At 67.9% G+C, this 15274-nt stretch carries 12 protein-coding genes; 7 read left to right on the forward strand and 5 right to left on the reverse strand.

Going from position 1 to position 15274, the window contains the following annotated elements:
* Window positions 1–295 precede the first annotated feature (295 nt).
* The gene (locus tag ABD134_RS08205; RefSeq protein WP_344228521.1) at window positions 296–1825 is read left to right on the forward strand and encodes an aldehyde dehydrogenase family protein; all 1530 of its coding nucleotides are present in this window, start codon (window positions 296–298) and stop codon (window positions 1823–1825) included.
* 108 nt (window positions 1826–1933) lie between these two features.
* Here ABD134_RS08205 and ABD134_RS08210 read toward each other — a convergent pair whose 3' ends face one another.
* Both ABD134_RS08210 and ABD134_RS08215 read right to left on the reverse strand, forming a co-directional pair.
* Window positions 1934–3259, reverse strand: coding sequence for an NAD(P)/FAD-dependent oxidoreductase (locus ABD134_RS08210; protein ID WP_344228522.1), 1326 nt, complete (start codon window positions 3257–3259; stop codon window positions 1934–1936).
* 3 nt (window positions 3260–3262) lie between these two features.
* On the reverse strand, window positions 3263–3592 hold the full coding sequence (locus ABD134_RS08215; RefSeq protein ID WP_344228523.1) for a 2Fe-2S iron-sulfur cluster-binding protein: 330 nt from the start codon (window positions 3590–3592) through the stop codon (window positions 3263–3265).
* A gap of 138 nt (window positions 3593–3730) precedes the next feature.
* Here ABD134_RS08215 and ABD134_RS08220 point away from each other — a divergent pair, with 138 nt between their 5' ends.
* On the forward strand, window positions 3731–4768 hold the full coding sequence (locus ABD134_RS08220; protein WP_344228524.1) for a LysR family transcriptional regulator: 1038 nt from the start codon (window positions 3731–3733) through the stop codon (window positions 4766–4768).
* Window positions 4765–5967, forward strand: coding sequence for a cytochrome P450 (locus ABD134_RS08225; RefSeq protein WP_344228526.1), 1203 nt, complete (start codon window positions 4765–4767; stop codon window positions 5965–5967). The genes ABD134_RS08220 and ABD134_RS08225 overlap by 4 nt, the downstream gene beginning before the upstream one ends.
* A 34-nt stretch (window positions 5968–6001) precedes the next feature.
* On the opposite strand, the gene ABD134_RS08230 is transcribed toward ABD134_RS08225, so the two are convergent.
* Complete coding sequence (locus ABD134_RS08230; RefSeq protein WP_344228528.1) at window positions 6002–7684, reverse strand: dihydroxyacetone kinase family protein; 1683 nt, start codon at window positions 7682–7684, stop codon at window positions 6002–6004.
* Window positions 7685–7733: 49 nt separating this feature from the next.
* Here ABD134_RS08230 and ABD134_RS08235 point away from each other — a divergent pair, with 49 nt between their 5' ends.
* Both ABD134_RS08235 and ABD134_RS08240 read left to right on the forward strand, forming a co-directional pair.
* Window positions 7734–8225 carry a MarR family winged helix-turn-helix transcriptional regulator gene (locus tag ABD134_RS08235; RefSeq protein ID WP_344228530.1) on the forward strand — a complete coding sequence of 164 codons (492 nt, stop codon included), beginning with the start codon at window positions 7734–7736 and terminating at the stop codon, window positions 8223–8225.
* Between the two features lie 152 nt (window positions 8226–8377).
* Window positions 8378–9418 carry an ABC transporter substrate-binding protein gene (locus ABD134_RS08240; protein ID WP_344228532.1) on the forward strand — a complete coding sequence of 347 codons (1041 nt, stop codon included), beginning with the start codon at window positions 8378–8380 and terminating at the stop codon, window positions 9416–9418.
* Between the two features lie 3 nt (window positions 9419–9421).
* On the opposite strand, the gene ABD134_RS08245 is transcribed toward ABD134_RS08240, so the two are convergent.
* Window positions 9422–10699 carry a cytochrome P450 gene (locus tag ABD134_RS08245; protein ID WP_344228533.1) on the reverse strand — a complete coding sequence of 426 codons (1278 nt, stop codon included), beginning with the start codon at window positions 10697–10699 and terminating at the stop codon, window positions 9422–9424.
* 14 nt (window positions 10700–10713) lie between these two features.
* Window positions 10714–11730 (reverse strand): ABC transporter substrate-binding protein, encoded by a 1017-nt coding sequence (locus tag ABD134_RS08250; RefSeq protein ID WP_344228535.1) that lies wholly within the window; start codon window positions 11728–11730, stop codon window positions 10714–10716.
* Between the two features lie 87 nt (window positions 11731–11817).
* Here ABD134_RS08250 and ABD134_RS08255 point away from each other — a divergent pair, with 87 nt between their 5' ends.
* Together ABD134_RS08255 and ABD134_RS08260 are read left to right on the forward strand one after the other, a co-directional pair.
* Window positions 11818–12597: an IclR family transcriptional regulator gene (locus ABD134_RS08255; RefSeq protein WP_344228537.1), complete on the forward strand. Its 780-nt coding sequence runs from the start codon at window positions 11818–11820 to the stop codon at window positions 12595–12597.
* A gap of 144 nt (window positions 12598–12741) precedes the next feature.
* Window positions 12742–15231, forward strand: a complete 2490-nt coding sequence (locus tag ABD134_RS08260) for an S-layer homology domain-containing protein (protein ID WP_344228539.1) — start codon at window positions 12742–12744, stop codon at window positions 15229–15231.
* The last annotated feature ends 43 nt before the right edge of the window (window positions 15232–15274 follow it).

Here is a 15274-nt window from a genome sequence, read left to right on the forward strand (position 1 = left end):
AAAGGGGTATTTCACGCAAATTTGCGCTAACTACGTTTCAGGCTTCCTGACCTGGGCTTTTGTTGCGGAATCCACCCAACCGCACATCGCTGCACCGAAAACCACCCCTCGGCGGCAACACTTCCTTGACGCACCCCGAACAGCTTTGGTTCACTATCCTTGAAGTGATGTGGCTCACGCTGGCGCACCTGCGTCGCCAGAGTTCACCGTCTCACCGCGGAATCGGTTTCCACCGAACTTGTTTTCGGCATTTCACTTCAGATCGGCCGCATTCATCATCCCTGAAAGAGGCATCATGACTGACACCACCACCTCCCCATCTCCGGGAAGCATCGAGGATCACGATCGTCCCAGCACACCGCTGTACTACGGGGGCCGGGAACACCAGGGCGAGTCGACGCTGACCGTCGTCAATCCCGCCAAGCCCTCCGAGGTGGTGGGCCAGGCGGCCGCCGCGTCGCGCGAGCAGGCACTGGCCGCCGTCGCCGCCGCCCAGGACGCCTTCCCTGCCTGGGCCGCCCTGTCCGGAACCGAGCGCGGCGAGGCCTTGACCGCGGCTGCGGCCGCCATCATGGAGGGCTCCGAACAGGAGGCCGCCATCCTCTCCTCCGAGAACGGCAAGGTGGTCGGGGAATCGACCTTCGACCTGATGGGCCTGCTCCAGCGCTTCGAGCTGGCGATCGGCCTGGCCGAGGAGGTGGACGCTGTCGAGACCCTCCCGGGGCCGCCTACCGAGGTGCGCATCTCCCATCAGCCCATGGGCGTGGTGACGATCATCGTGCCCTTCAACTGGCCCATCGCCATCCTGGGCGCCTCCCTGCCCTATGCCCTGATGGCCGGAAACACCGTGGTGGTCAAGCCACCGCCCTCCTGCCCACTGGCCACCACCCGCGCCGTTCAGCGCGTGGCGGAGCGGCTGCCCGCCGGTGTTCTCAATGTGGTGACCGGCGAGGATGCGGAGATCGGTGAGGCCCTGGTCTCCAATGAAGGCGTGGCCAAGGTCTGCTTCACCGGCTCTGTCGGTGGCGGAAAGAAGATCATGTCCATGGCCGCGCAGACGCTGACCAACGTCACCCTGGAACTCGGTGGCAATGACGGCGTGCTGATTCTCGAGGACGCCGAGTTCACCGAGCAGAACATGGACCTGCTGTTCATGGGCATCTTCGGCACCACCGGCCAGGTCTGCATGAACGCCAAGCGCATCTACGTCCACTCCTCCAAGAGGGACGAACTCGTCACCGAGTTGACCAGGCGCCTGGAAGGCGTCACCCTCGGGCCCGCCACAGACCCCGCCACCACCATGGGCCCGTTCCACCAGAAGGCACAGCTCGAGTTCGTGCAGGCCCTGGTCCAGGAGGCCAAGGACTCCGGTGCCGAGGTCCGCGAGTTCGGCGAGCTGCCCGGCGGCGAATGGGCTGAGGGACACTTCATGCGCCCCTCACTCGTACTGGACCCGGACCCGGCCCTCCGGGTGGTCACCGAGGAGCAGTTCGGCCCGACCATCCCGATCCTCACCTTCGAGGACCTCGAGGACGGCATTCGGATGGTCAACGACACGCAATACGGCCTGTGCAACTCCGTGTGGACCTCTGACGAGCAGACCGCCATCGACGTCGGCTCACGACTGCAGGCGGGCTACGTCTTCCACAACACCCACGGACCCGCACTGCTGGACCAGCGTGCCCCTTTCGGCGGCATCAAGCAGTCCGGCATCGGCCGCGAGATGGGCACCATCGGCCTGCGCAACTTTCAGGAGCCCCATGCCCTGGGCCTGCTGAAGGCGGAGCCCTCGTCCGGTGAGGCAGACGGCTCGCCTGTCGGCTGACGCCTCCTCCCGTCCACGACGCCAAGCGGCGGTCGATTTCCCCGTGCTGAGGCCTTCCCGCCCCAGCACGGTGCGAGATCGACCGCCGCTTGCACGAAGAGCGAGCGGTCACACCGCCGCCGGCTGGGCACGCTCCTTGTAGGCCGCACGGAGGGAGAACCCCTCCGTCAGGACCTCTTCGCGGGTGATCTGCATCCCGGCCGCGAGGACCTTCCGCGCGGAGAGGTGGTCACTGGGCATGTTCACCGATTCCACGGCGGCCAGGATGCCGTCGCGGAAGCAGAACACGGAGAACTTCGGGTGGGCAGGATCAGGGTCACCCACCACCACGGTCTCGTCGCCCGCCCGCACGATGTTCGCCATCTGCAACCGGAACGGGCCTTGGGTGGACCAGAACCACGGCAGTTCCGCATACGCGTCCTCGGCACCGAGGATCACCCGGGCCACGTGCCGCGCGTGGTCGGTGGCATTCTGCACGGACTCGAGCCGGAACGGTCCGCCGGCGTGCACGCAGGGGAACGCGGCGCAGTCCCCGATCGCGTAGATGTCCGGGTCCGCGGTGCGCAGGTGGGCATCCACCACGATCCCGTTGGCAGTCTCCAGCCCGGCCTCGGTGGCCAACTGGTCGTTCGGCTGGACCCCGACGCCGGCCACCACCAGGTCTGCCGGGTACCGGTCCCCGGTGGTCGAGACGGCGAACCCGACCCGGCCGTCGTCGCCGGCCTCGAAGGACGCGATGCCCTCGTTCAGCCGCAGGTCGATGCCCAGGGCGCGGTGGGCGCCGGCGAACCAGTCGCCCAGCAGCGGGGTGAGCGCACGGCCCATAGGGCGGGGCGCGAACTCCAGGACGGTGACCTGGCAGCCTCGAGCGAGCGCCGCCGTCGCGAATTCCAGGCCGATGAACCCGGCGCCGACCACGACCACGTTCCTCGCGGTATCCAGGGCTCGGCCCAACTGTTCGGCATCCTCCAGGGTGCGCAGTCCGTGGATGCCCGGCAGATCGATACCCGGAGTCGGCAGCTCGCGGTTGCGGGCACCCGTCGCGAAGACCAGCGAGTCATAGTCCAGCACGGCTCCGTCCGCCAGGGAGACGGCCTGGGCGGACCGGTCCACGGCCACGGCGGCGGTACCGGTGCGCAGGTCGATCTGCTGCTCGGCGAAGAACGCCTCGCCGCGCAACGGCAGGGGCGAGGCAGAGGCCCCGTCAGCACCGTCAGCAGGACGGGCCTTCAGATAGTCCTTGGACAGCGGCGGCCGCTGATAGGGGAGGCCGGGTTCCTCGGCCACGATGGTGACCTTGCCGTCGAAGCCCTCGGAGCGCAGGGAGGCTGCGGCCTGCAGCCCGGCCTGGCCGCCGCCGATGATGACCACGCCGCGGCCGCCCCGGTCCGCCGCTGAGGCCCGGTTCTGGCTCTGGTTCTGGAGCTCACTCATGGCTCAGACCTGCTCTTCAGGGATATCGACCTCGATGGCGTCCGGGCCGCTGCCGCCGACCTCGATCTGGCAGCCCAGACGGCTCCGGCGCTCATCGCGCTCCGAGGCGGTGACCTCGAGCATCTCCTCCTCGTCATCGCCGATCTCCGGCAGGGCTTCGAGGTAGTCCTCACGGACGTACACGTGGCACGTGGCGCACATCGCCTGACCGCCGCATTCCCCGACGATGCCGGGGACACTGTTCTTCAGCGCCGCCTGCATGATGCGCTCGGGCTTCTCGAGCTCGATGACCTGGGTGTCGCCGTCGGGCTGGTGGTAGGTGATGGTGGGCATGGTGGGCTCCTGGTTGGTCGGCCCGGCGGCGGTGCCGGGATCAGCGGGTGACGTGACCTCCAGAATGTGCTGGACACCACATCGGCGCAAAGTGGAAGATTAGGGATAGTTCATCGCTTTGACCGATAAAGGAGCCCCGTGGCCCTGCCCTTCACCCTGCGCCAGCTGGAGATCTTCGATGCCGTGATCCGGACCGGCTCCCTCTCCGCCGCCGCCCGTGATCTGCACACGGCCCAGTCCTCCGTGTCTTCGGCGATCGACGAACTCGAGAAGCAGGTCGGCCAACGGCTTCTCGTCCGCCGCAAGGCCCAGGGCGCCTGGCCCACCGCCGCGGGCCGCCAATTGCACCGGGAGGCGGGGATCGTCCTCCACACCGCGCAGGAGGCTGGCCGGATCCTGCAGGAGCGGGACGGTCAGCTGCGCGGCCCGTTGACGATCGGCGTCTATCAGACCTTGGCACCCTATGTCCTCCCCCTGCTCTTGGGGGACTTCGCCGAGGAGCATCCCCTGGTGGAGCTGTCCTTCGTGGAGGTCCAGCATGCCGAGCTGATGGCCGGCTTGACGTCCGGCGCCATCGACGTGGGCTTCACCTACCTCCATGAGGTCCCGGCCGAGGTGGATCACCAACCCATCCTCGAGCGGCCACCCTACGTCCTGATGCCGGCCTCCCACCCGCTGGCGAACCGGCCCTCCGTGACCCTGGCCGATCTGACCGGGGAGAAGATCATCCTGCTCGGCGACGCCCCCAGCAAGGCGAACACGCTCCGGGACCTGGACACCACGGAGGACGACGAGCGCATCGCATGGGTCACCTCGTCCCTGCCCCTGACCCGCGCCCTCGTGGGCAAGGGCCTGGGAGTGGCCATCCTGGTGCAGCCGGATGCGTCCCCGTGGACCGTGGACGGTCATCCGGTGGTCGAGGTGCCCTTGAACGTCAAGGACGGGAACGTCTTCGTGCACATCGCCTGGCTCAAACCCCAGGCCCGGAGCCGGCCCCCGCGCCGCATCACCGAGATGGTCACCTTCGCCGAGGCGAACTTCGGGCCCCATATCGCTCGGATCGATGAGGGGCGGCGCCTGCGCAAGGCCTCGGACGTTGCTCGAGGTAGTGACTCATGGCACACTGAGTTGCAATTGCAACGAGCGGCCTCCGGGCCGGTGAAGGAGAGACCATGACCACCGTGGCCGGCGGCGTACCCCTACTCGATGTGGACCCCTTCTCCGTCCCCTCGCTGCAGGACCCGCACCCCGTCGAGGACGCGATCCGCGAGGCCGGACCGATCGTCTGGCTCGAGTCCCACGGCGTCTGGGCCACGGGCCGGGCGGACCTGGTCCAGGAGATCTTCCTGGACCAGGAGACCTTCATCTCCTCGCACGGCACCGGCTTGACCAACACCGCCCTGCAGGCGAATTGGCGCAAGCCGAGCGTGATTCTGGAGCAGGACCAACCGCAGCACACCGCCACGCGCAAGCTCATGAACTCGGTGCTCTCCCTCAAGGTCGTCAAGCAGCTCAAGGAGGACTTCCAGGCCGAGGCCTTCGCCGTGGTGGACGAGGTCTGTGCCCGGGGCGAGTTCGATGCCGTGACGGACCTCGCCGAGGCTTTTCCGCTGCGGGTACTGCCGGACGCCGTGGGGCTGGCCCCCGAGGGGCGGCAGTTCCTACTCAAGTACGCCAACCTGAACTTCCAGGCCATGGGCCCCCGGGACGACGCGCTCTACGAGGAGGCGGTGGTCCAGGCGGCCGAGGCCACCGAGTACGTGGAATGGCAGATGCGCCGAGAGAACCTGGACCAGACCAAACTCGCCGGGAAGTTCTTCGCCGCGGCGGACGAGGGTGCCATCACGGAGGAGACGGCCGGGTTGCTGGTGCGGACCTTCCTCTCCGCCGGACTGGACACCACCATGCTCGGGATCGGCAACGCCCTGCTGGCCCTGTCCCGCACCCCGGACGCCTGGTCCGCCCTCCGTGCGGATCCGTCCCTGGCCCGTACGGTCTTCGAGGAGACCCTGCGCTGCCATGCCCCGAGTCCCTACATCGGCCGGACCGTGGGCAAGCGCACCGAACTCGGCGGGGCGGTGCTGGAACCCGAGCAGAAGATCATCAACTGCCTCTCCGCCGCCAACCGGGATCCGAGACGCTGGCCCAACCCAGAGGCCTTCGACATCACTCGCGACGTCCGCGGCCACTCGGCCTTCGGCTACGGCATCCACGCCTGCGTGGGCCAGATGATGGCCCGCATGGAGGCCGAGTGCCTGCTGACGGCCTTCGCCACCCGTGTGGACTCGCTCGAGGTCACGGCCGAACCCGTGCGCAAGCTCAACCACTGGCTGCGTGGCTACACCGCGATGCCGATGCGGGTGACGCTGAAGTAGCCCACTCCCGCCGAACCTCCGTCGGAGATCCGCATCAGTTGCAGGCCGCCGCCCGGGCCACCGCGTCCAGCCACAGGTAGACAGCCCAGGCGCCCGGGTCCGGGTGCCCCTTGACGCGGTCCCCCGCGTAGCTGGAACGGCCCCGGCGCGGGGCCATGTCCGCGGTGGCCTCGGCGCCGGCCCGGGCCGCGTCCGCAGCGGCGCGCAAGGCCAACGGCAGCGGTGCGGACCCGGCACCGGCGAAGGCCTCAGCCGCCGGGGCGAGGGCATCAAGCATGGTGCGGTCCCCGGGGCGGGCCCCGCCCAGATCCTGGATCCCGTGCTGGCCGGCAGCCAGCGCCCTGGCCCAGTCAGCGGAGACCGGCCGCTCGATGCCGGCCAGCGCCTCGGAGGCTATCAGCAGGAAGACCGCATACAGGGGCCCAGAGGTGCCACCGATGCTCTTGCGGGCCACCGCGGACACCCGCCGCAGCAGCAGGTCCGGACGGCACGGCAGGCTGGCCTGTTCCTGGAGCACCGCGCGGGCGCCGCGGTCCAGACTGTGGCCGAGGTCGCCGTCTCCCACCTGCTGGTCCATGGCCGTGAGCTCAGGCTCCGCGTCCTGCAACGCCCGCAGGACACCCTCCAGCACCGTCCACCCGGGTCCGGCGAGCGCCGGACCCTCCAGGGCGAACGCATCGGCCGGCGGCGCTGCCAGGATCGGCTCGGCATTCACCCGGCCGGAGAGGGCAGGCCACGCCGACGTCTGTGCCGGCGCATCCAGGAGCTCCAGCAGGCCGTCGTCCACGGCCAGGAGGGACAAGGACACGCCTTCCATCTCCATGGCCGTCAAGAAGGTGCCGGACCACGCCCGCACCACGTCGAGCCCTCGTTCCTGCAACCGGCTCAGGGCGGCGTCGGCCACCAGGGATATCTCCATCACTGAGCTGCCGCCCAGGTTGTTGACCAGCAGGGCGACCCGGCCGGTCTCGGGAATCCGACCCACCGCCAGGCAAGCGGACAGCAACCGGTCCACGGTCTCGGTGGCGGTCGCCAGGGCGGAGCGCTGCACCCCTTGCTCGCCATGGATACCCAGGCCCCACTCGACCTCGTCCTCACCGAGCTCGAAGCTCGGACTTCCGGCCGCCGGCACGGTGCATGAGCCCAGGGCCACGCCCATGGTGGCGAGGGAGTCCGCCGCAGTCTGTGCCGTTCGCGCCGCAGCTTCCAGGTCCTGGCCGGCGGCAGCCGCGGCCCCGGCGATCTTGTGGACCAGCACCGTGCCCGCGATGCCGCGATGCCCCGCATGGTCCTCGGACCCGGCGAGGGCGACGTCATCCGCCACCACGACCATCCGGACGTCGATGCCGTCCGCGCGGGCCAGTTCCGCGGCCAATCCGAAGTTCAGCCGGTCACCCGTGTAGCTCTTCACGATCAGCAGCACCCCAGCCCCGGAGTCCACCGCACGAATGCCGGCAAGGATGTCGTCCACCGAGGGGGAGGTGAAGACCTCACCTGAGACCGCACCGGCCAGCATGCCGGCTCCCACGAATCCCGCATGTGCAGGCTCGTGGCCGGCACCACCGCCGGAGAGTACAGCCACCCGGCAGCGCTCGGAGGCGCGTGCCTCCACCACTGTGCGGGAGCCCTCCAGCAACCGCAGGCCCGGGTTCAACCGCACCAGTCCGGTCAGGGATTCGACCACGACGTTGCGCGGGTTGTTGATGAGCTTCTTCATGCTGTCCTTCGTCTCTGCAATGGTCACTACTGATGGTTTGATGGGCCACATGACGTCCGCCGCCGAACCGATCCGCACCCGACTCAAGCACACGATCGACCGGGAGACCTTCCCCCCGGCTTACCTGTCCCTCGTGGACAATGCCCACGTGTGGGGTGGTTCGCGCCTCTACAACGAGCGGTTCGGGGTCACCTCGCCGGACTTCGCCATCCTGTCCACGCTGTCCAACCGCCCGGGATGCCAGGCGGTGGACATCTCGGAGCAGGTGGCCCTGGACAAGTCGGTGGTCAGCCGCCGCCTCCAGCGGCTGCGGGACAAGGGACTCATCTGCTGGGAGCAGGAGGGATCCCGCCGCCGGTTGTTCCTGACCCCCGAAGGAGCCGAGGTGCACGATGCGGTGCTGCCCGTGGCCTTGGAGCGCGCAGAGCTGATGGTGCACGGCTTCTCCGCGGAGGAACGCGAGGTGCTGCAGTCCTTCCTGCGGCGGATGTACGAGAACATTCCCTTGATGAACAACCCGCCCTCACTCGACAACGCCTGAACCACCAGACCTCCTCCCCAGCCCCAGCCCACGATTTTTGGTACTTGTCGAATCGTATGTGAGATGCGACACTCGTTGCAATTGCAACTCGGAAAGTGGCCTTTCTGGCCCCACTCCGCCGGACCCCTCCGGATCACTCAAGGCAGGTACCCATGAACAGAATTCGCGCCATCCTCGCCACCGCGGCCGCCTCCATGCTGTTGCTGACCGGCTGCGGCAGCGGCACCACCTCCGGTGCTGCCACCTCAGAGGGGGCCACTGCGGATGCCGCCTCTCCTGCGGCGTCCGAAGCCTCCGGCGCCGCGGCTGACGGTGAACTGCAGACCGTCCGGGTGGCTGCCGTACCCGTGGTGGACGTAGCCGCCATCTACCTTGGCGAGGAGAAGGGATTCTTCGCCGAGAAGGGCATGACGGTCGACATCCAGTTCACCACCGGAAGCTCGATCTCCATCCCCGCCTTGCTGCAGGACCAGTACGACGTGGTCTACACCGGCAGTGTCAACGCCTTCCAGGCCCGCGAGAAGGGGCTTCCGGTGATCGCGGTGGCCGAGGGCGGCCGCACCACGGGCGAGCCCGGCGCAGACCACGGCGGCATCGTCGTCCCCGCGGATTCGGAGATTCAGGATGCCGGCGACCTCGAAGGCAGGTCTGTAGCCGTCAACGCGGTCAAAGGGCTTCACGAGGCCGCCATCCGCCAGTCCGTGAAGAAGGCCGGCGGAGACCCGGACCAGGTGAACTTCCTTGAGCTGGCCCTGCCGGACATGCAGCCAGCCCTGGAACGTGGCTCCGTGGACGCCATCTCCACCTCGGAGCCCTTCCTCGGCAATGCCAAGGATGCGGGGCACCGCCTGATCGCAGACCCCTACATCGATGTGGACCCGGAGTTCGTCACAGCCGTCTACCTGACCTCTGAACAGAAGTGGGCCCAAGACCCGGAGTTCGTCAAGGACTTCGTGAAGGTCGTCAAGAAATCGCAGGAGTACGCCACGGAGCACCCGGACGAGTTCCGAACTGAGCTGTCCAACTTCACGGAGATCGATCCGGAGACCGCTAAGACGATGATCCTCACCACGTTCGGTTGGGGCTTCCCCGAGCAGGCCATGCTGCGCGGCTCACAGGCCTCGCAGGAGGCCGGGATCATCGAGGATGCCGACGCCGGACTCGATGGCCTCGTGGTGGACGTGCTGCAGTAGGGATCAGGCCGCGGTCAACCGCAGCGGCAGGCTGTCCCAACCGCGCAGGGTGTTGTTGAGCTGAAGCCGGGCTTCCCCGGCCACCTCGAGGGTGGCCACCTTGCGGGCCAGCGCCCCGAGCAGGCATTCCCCCTCCAGCCGGGCCATGATCTGCCCGACGCAGGAGTGGATGCCGAAGCCGAAGCCCACGTGACCGGAGGCCTGTCGGCTGATGTCAAAGGCGTCCGGGTCCTCCCAGTGGCGCGGGTCCCGGTTCGCGGCGGCCAGGAACATCAGGATCTTGGCCCCCTCGGGCAGGAGTACACCGGAGACCCTCGTGTCCTCGTTCACGGTTCGGAAAAAGGTCTGGACGGGTGAGACATAGCGGACCGTCTCGTCGAAGGCCGCCCGGGCCCTGGACGGGTCCTGGCGCAACGCGGCCCACTGCTCCGGGTGTTCGGCCAACTCACGCAGCGCGGCACCGATGCCGTGGACGGTCGTGTCCACGCCGGCGGTCAGGAAGGACCGCAGCAACCGTGCGGCCTCGTCCTCGTCCATCCCCGCTTCGATGGCCTTCTCATGCAGGGCCGCACCGAACCGCCCCGGCTTGGGGGTGCCCACCACGCACTGGTCCACGATCCACGGGGCCGCCTTGCCGCCGGTCTCCATGGCCTGCTCATACAGCAGGTTCTGGGGACCGAAGGCATTGAATGCCATGTTGCCGTAGGGCAACAGGTTCTCCCGCCCCCTCTCGGACAGGCCGATGAAGTCTGGGAACACGGACAGGGGGTACGCAGCCGCCAGATCGGTGACACCGTCGATCTCCACCGTGGAGTTCTCGGCGAAAAGCTCCTCCACCATCCGATGGGCGGTGTCCTGGAACTCCTCCCGAATCTGGCGCATGGTCTTGGGGTTGAACACCGAGGTCGCCACCTTGCGGGCTTGGGTGTGCTGGGGCGGGTCCGCCTCCAGCAACAACGACGGCGGCCGCCAGGGTTTCTCCTTCTGGTAGTCCGAGAGGCCCACGCCGCGTCCGGACACGAAGATCTCGTGGTTCTGCAGCACGTGGACCACCTCGTCATAGCGGGCCACCGCATAGACGCCATAACGGGGCAGCCAGGCGACTGGCCCGGCCTCGCGCAAGGCCTCGTGCATGGGGTAGGGATCGGTCAGGGTCTCGTCCGAGAACGGGTCACGGTCGACCACCGGGACTCCGGCGGGGGCGGGAGGGGCCGTGAGAGGTGGAGCGGGGCGCTCTCCGTGGGGGCTCACCGGGGCCTGAATGGCGGTGGTGTCAGTCATGAGGGCTTCTCCAGTCAGTCGGTGTAGGCCGTGCCCTGGACATCCAGGGCCTCGTCGATCAGGTCGTATTCGAGCATCAGGTCGGCGCCCTGCTGCAGCTTTTCGAGGTCCAGTTCGGCGGAGAACACCGGCAGCTCGATCTCCTGCACCACCTCCGCGGTCACGGTGGTGAACTCGGGTACCAAGGCAGTGAAGGCCTCGCGGTTTCCGTCCAGGTCCTGGATGGACCGGCTCAGGGAGTCGCGCAGACCGGCGATGATCTCAGGGTTCGCCTCGGCGTAGTCCCGGGTGGTGATCCATCCGGCCACCGGCATGTCCGCGGCAGGCCCGTCGAAGAGGTTTCCGATCTTCACGAGCCCCTCCTGCTCGGCAACGACCTGGAACGGCTCGACCTGCCAGACGGCGTCCACGTTGCCGTTCTGCACGGCGGCGGCCATGTCCGGCAGCGGCATCTCCAGAACCTGGACGTCTTCCGGAGAGAGCCCGGCCTCCTCCAGCTGGGCATAGAGGGCCACCGTGCCGATGTTCTGCAGGTTGTTGACCGCGAAGCTCTTGCCCTTCAGGTCCGCGACCTCTTCGATCCCCGAGTCCGGGTCCACGTAGATGCCGTGGTCATCGGCGCCGACGTCGTTGCCGGCGATCAGGACGATGGGCAGTCCTTGCTGGGCGGCGAGCAGAGCTGAGGTGTAGTTGGCGTAGGTCACGTCCACGTTCCCGGAGGCCAGCGCTGGGATGGCGGCCGCGCCGCCCTGGGTCTGGACTAGCTCGGCGTCGATGCCGGCGTCCTCGAGGTACCCCTGCCCGTCGGCATTGACGAGCGTGGAGGTGTGCACGAGCGGGAAGTAGCCGATATTGACGGACTCCAACTCGCCCGACCCCTTCTCGGCGGCGGAGGACGATCCGGCAGTGTCCGCTTCGGCGCTGCTGGGTGAGCCGGAACCACAGGCGGTCAGAGTCAGTCCGGCAACGGACAGGACGCCGATGGCCAGCAGGCTGCGGCGTCGGGCGGCCGGAAGTTCTCGTGTGGGCATCGTGGTCTCCTTGGGTGACGTCGGTGCCTTCGACTATGAGTCATGTCACACTGTTCTCATCGGAGTCCTCCCTTTGAAAGGAAACCCATGGCCAGAACGTCCGCAGGCCGGTCCTCACTGAGCCGTGCGGTGGACCTGCTGGACGCCTTTGACTCCAACTCGGTGTTCCTCACCGCCACCGAGATCGCCCAGCGCACCGGCAGCCCCGTCTCCACCACCCACCGCCTGCTGGGAGAGCTGACCTCGCTCGGCCTGCTCGAACGTGTCCCCGACCGGACCTACCGACTCGGGGCGAGGATCTGGGAATGGTCAGCGCGCTCCCCCGGTGCCGCAGGCCTGCGGGCCGCGGCGCTGCCCCACCTGCAAAAGGTCCACCATGCCGTCCGGCAGCACGCGCAGATCGGGATCCTCTCGGGCCATGATGTCCTGTTCATCGAACGGCTGTCCGCCCCGGACGCCGTCGTCAACTATTCGGTGATCGGTCAGCGGCTGCCCGCACTGGCCTCATCCTCCGGCCTCGTGCAACTCGCGTGGCTGCCGGAGCGGGAGCAGGAGGCCGCACTGGCCGCCGGGCTGAAACAGTTCACCTCGCTGACCGTGACGGATCCGGCCCAGATCCGCCGCCGCCTCGCCGAGATCCGCCGCACCGGCCACGTGGTCAATGACGGCTTCCTGCACACCGCCGCGCGCGGCATCGCAGTGCCGCTGCGCGGGCATCAGGACGACCTGCTGGGTGCACTCTCCGTCATCGTCCCCAATGACGCCGCTCCCGTGCTGCCATATATCGCCCTCCTGCAGACCGCCGCCGCGGCGATCACCCGGGACTACGCGACCCTGACCAGCGGTCACGATGTCCACCGTTCTTAGCGTGGTGTTCACCAGGCGCTCTCCTGCGCGTTGACGGCGGCCGGTGGACTGGCGGGGTCACGGTGGGGGAAACCCCACGCCTCTCATCACTCGCGCCTGGCTCTCCCACGGTCAGGCAACCGAGGCCTGAAATCGGAGCTCCACATGCAGCACAAGCTTCCAGCGGCCGCCCTGGCCGGACTCATGACCATCGGCTTCCTGGCCACGCCAGCCACCGCCACCAACACCGAAGATCCCTCCGCCGCTCCGGCTGCGGCCGAGTGCACTGCGGATCACTTCGCGGACAACCATCCCGGCTCGCAGTACTTCGACTACGTCCGCTGGATGCAGTGCTCCGGCATCACCACCGGCTACGCGAACAACACCTACCGCAAGGGCACGGACATCGACCGCGGCGAGTCCATGGCCTTCGTGTACCGCTACCTCAAGCCCGAGTACACCCCGGGCGAGGCCACCTTCCCGGATGTCCCGCTGGGCAAGACCCACTTCGAGGCCATCGAGTGGGGCGCCGCCGAGGAGATCACCACCGGCTACGAGGACGGCACTTTCCAGCCCAACCGCTCCGTCACCCGCGCCGAGTTCGCCTCCTTCCTCTACCGGGCCGTCGATCCGGAGAGCATCGGCGAGGTCACCTTCCAGGACGTCTCCGACTCCAGCGCGCACCTCGAGGCCATCACCTGGCTGGCCTCCGAAGGCATCTCTACCGGATACAAGGACGGCACCTTCAAACCCCACAACACCATCACCCGTGGCGAGGTCGCCGCACTGATGACCCGCATGGACGAGGTCCTGAACGAGGACGAGCCCGAGGAGCCGGAGGTTCCCGAGCCGGAGATGCCCGCCGGCGAGCCGGTCCTGCTGACCGATCCGTTCCTGCAGGCTCCCGAGGTCGGCCAGACCAACGTCGCGTGGTTCACCGAACTCGAGGGCAGCCAGCACTGGGTCATCACCGGTGACGTCTACGGGCTGACCCCTGAGGACCTGATGCCCACCGTGGACAAGGCCACCAACTCCCGCTCCGGCGTCTTCCAGTCCGAGGCGGCCAACACGCAGTTCACCGTCACCCGGGCGGAGACCATGCAGATGTCCCGCACCGCCGAGGACGCGAAGTCCGTGCTCTCGGACGCCCCGGCAGAGGAGGACGGGATCGTCTCCCGGGATATCTTCCGCCACGAGGCCACCGTGACGGGGCTGGAGGGCGCCGGAGAGGTGGAGTACCGCGTGGTCTCCCTCCTGGACGGAAAGCCGGTCCTCTCGGACACGTTCGCCCTGGAAGACGCGAAGACCGCCGAGGAGGACGCCAACATCCTGCTGACCTCGGACCACCAGGCCAAGAACAACACCCCGGCCAACCTCGAGTGGGCCGAGACCGTCATCGGTGACATCGACGCTGTCTTCATGGCCGGCGACCTGGCCAACGTTCCGGACCGCGCCTCCGAGTGGTTCGACTCGGAGAACGGCCTGGCCTTCTTCCCCGGCCTGCAGGGCAACGCCGGCTTCGAGGCTCCCAACGGCCAGACCTATGACGGCGGACAGATCATCCAGTACGCCCCGCTCTACACGGCCATCGGTAACCACGAGGTCCAGGGCCGGGTCGACGGCATGACCTCCCTGGACGAGTCCTTCAACTCCCCGGTGCCGCGCGAGGTGGCCGAGGCCGAATACGAGAAGGTCGCCGCAGAGGTCAACCCGGACGGCCACGCCGAGGTCAAGGAGCAGTGGATCGAGGACAACTCCTTCTCCACCACCACCTACGAGGAGCTCTTCACCCTCCCCGAGTCCGAGGCTGGTGGCGAGACCTACTACGCCACCAGCGTGGGCAACACCCGCCTGATCTCCCTCTACTCCACGCGCATCTGGCGCTCCGGCACCGCCGAGTCCGACCCGGCCGCACGCCAGGCCGCCTCGCGTTTCCAGGAGGCCGCGGACACGCTGGACGACCCGATGGCCCAGGGCCACGGCTCGTTCATCTTCGAGACCCTGGCCGTGGACTCGGACCAGTACCGCTGGCTGCAGGACGAACTGGCCTCGGACGCCACCACCGAGGCGGAGAACGTGGTCGTCATGATGCACGAGGGCCCGCAGGGCCTGGGTGACAACGTGACCCCCGCCTTCGCGGAGCCGACGAAGATCGAGGAGAAGGACGCCGAGGGCAACGTCACCGGCATCCGCTACGAGTACGAGGCGGAGGACAACAAGCTCCTCACCGACCTCACTCCGCTGATCGATGCCGAGGGCACGACCGTGGACCTGGTCTTCAACGGCCACTCCCACCTGTGGAACCGCTTCGAGTCCGAGCACGGCGTGAATTACCTGGAGACCTCCAACGTGGGCAACTCCTACGGCGCCTACCACGAGCTCTCCGGCGACTCCCGCCCTGTCCCCGGTGCCCCCTGGAACGCTGACAACTATGTGGAGCAGGGCAGCCCTGGCGGCCTGGAGCCCATCGTCCCGTCCGAGCGTCCGTTCGCGTCCCTGGTGGATCCGGATCAGGATGCCCCGTATGTGGCCTCCAACGACTACAGCATCTTCACCAACCTGGACGCCCAGGCCGGCTCGGTGACCTCGTTCATCCTGGACACCAAGAACCCGGACGCGCAGCCGGAGGTTCTGGACGTGTTCATGCTCGACTGATCCGGTGACATGACAGCATCAGGGGCCGCCGGTGTCTTCGGAC

It is taken from the genome of Citricoccus alkalitolerans (assembly GCF_039528175.1).
GTDB classification, from domain to species: Bacteria; Actinomycetota; Actinomycetes; order Actinomycetales; family Micrococcaceae; genus Citricoccus; species Citricoccus alkalitolerans.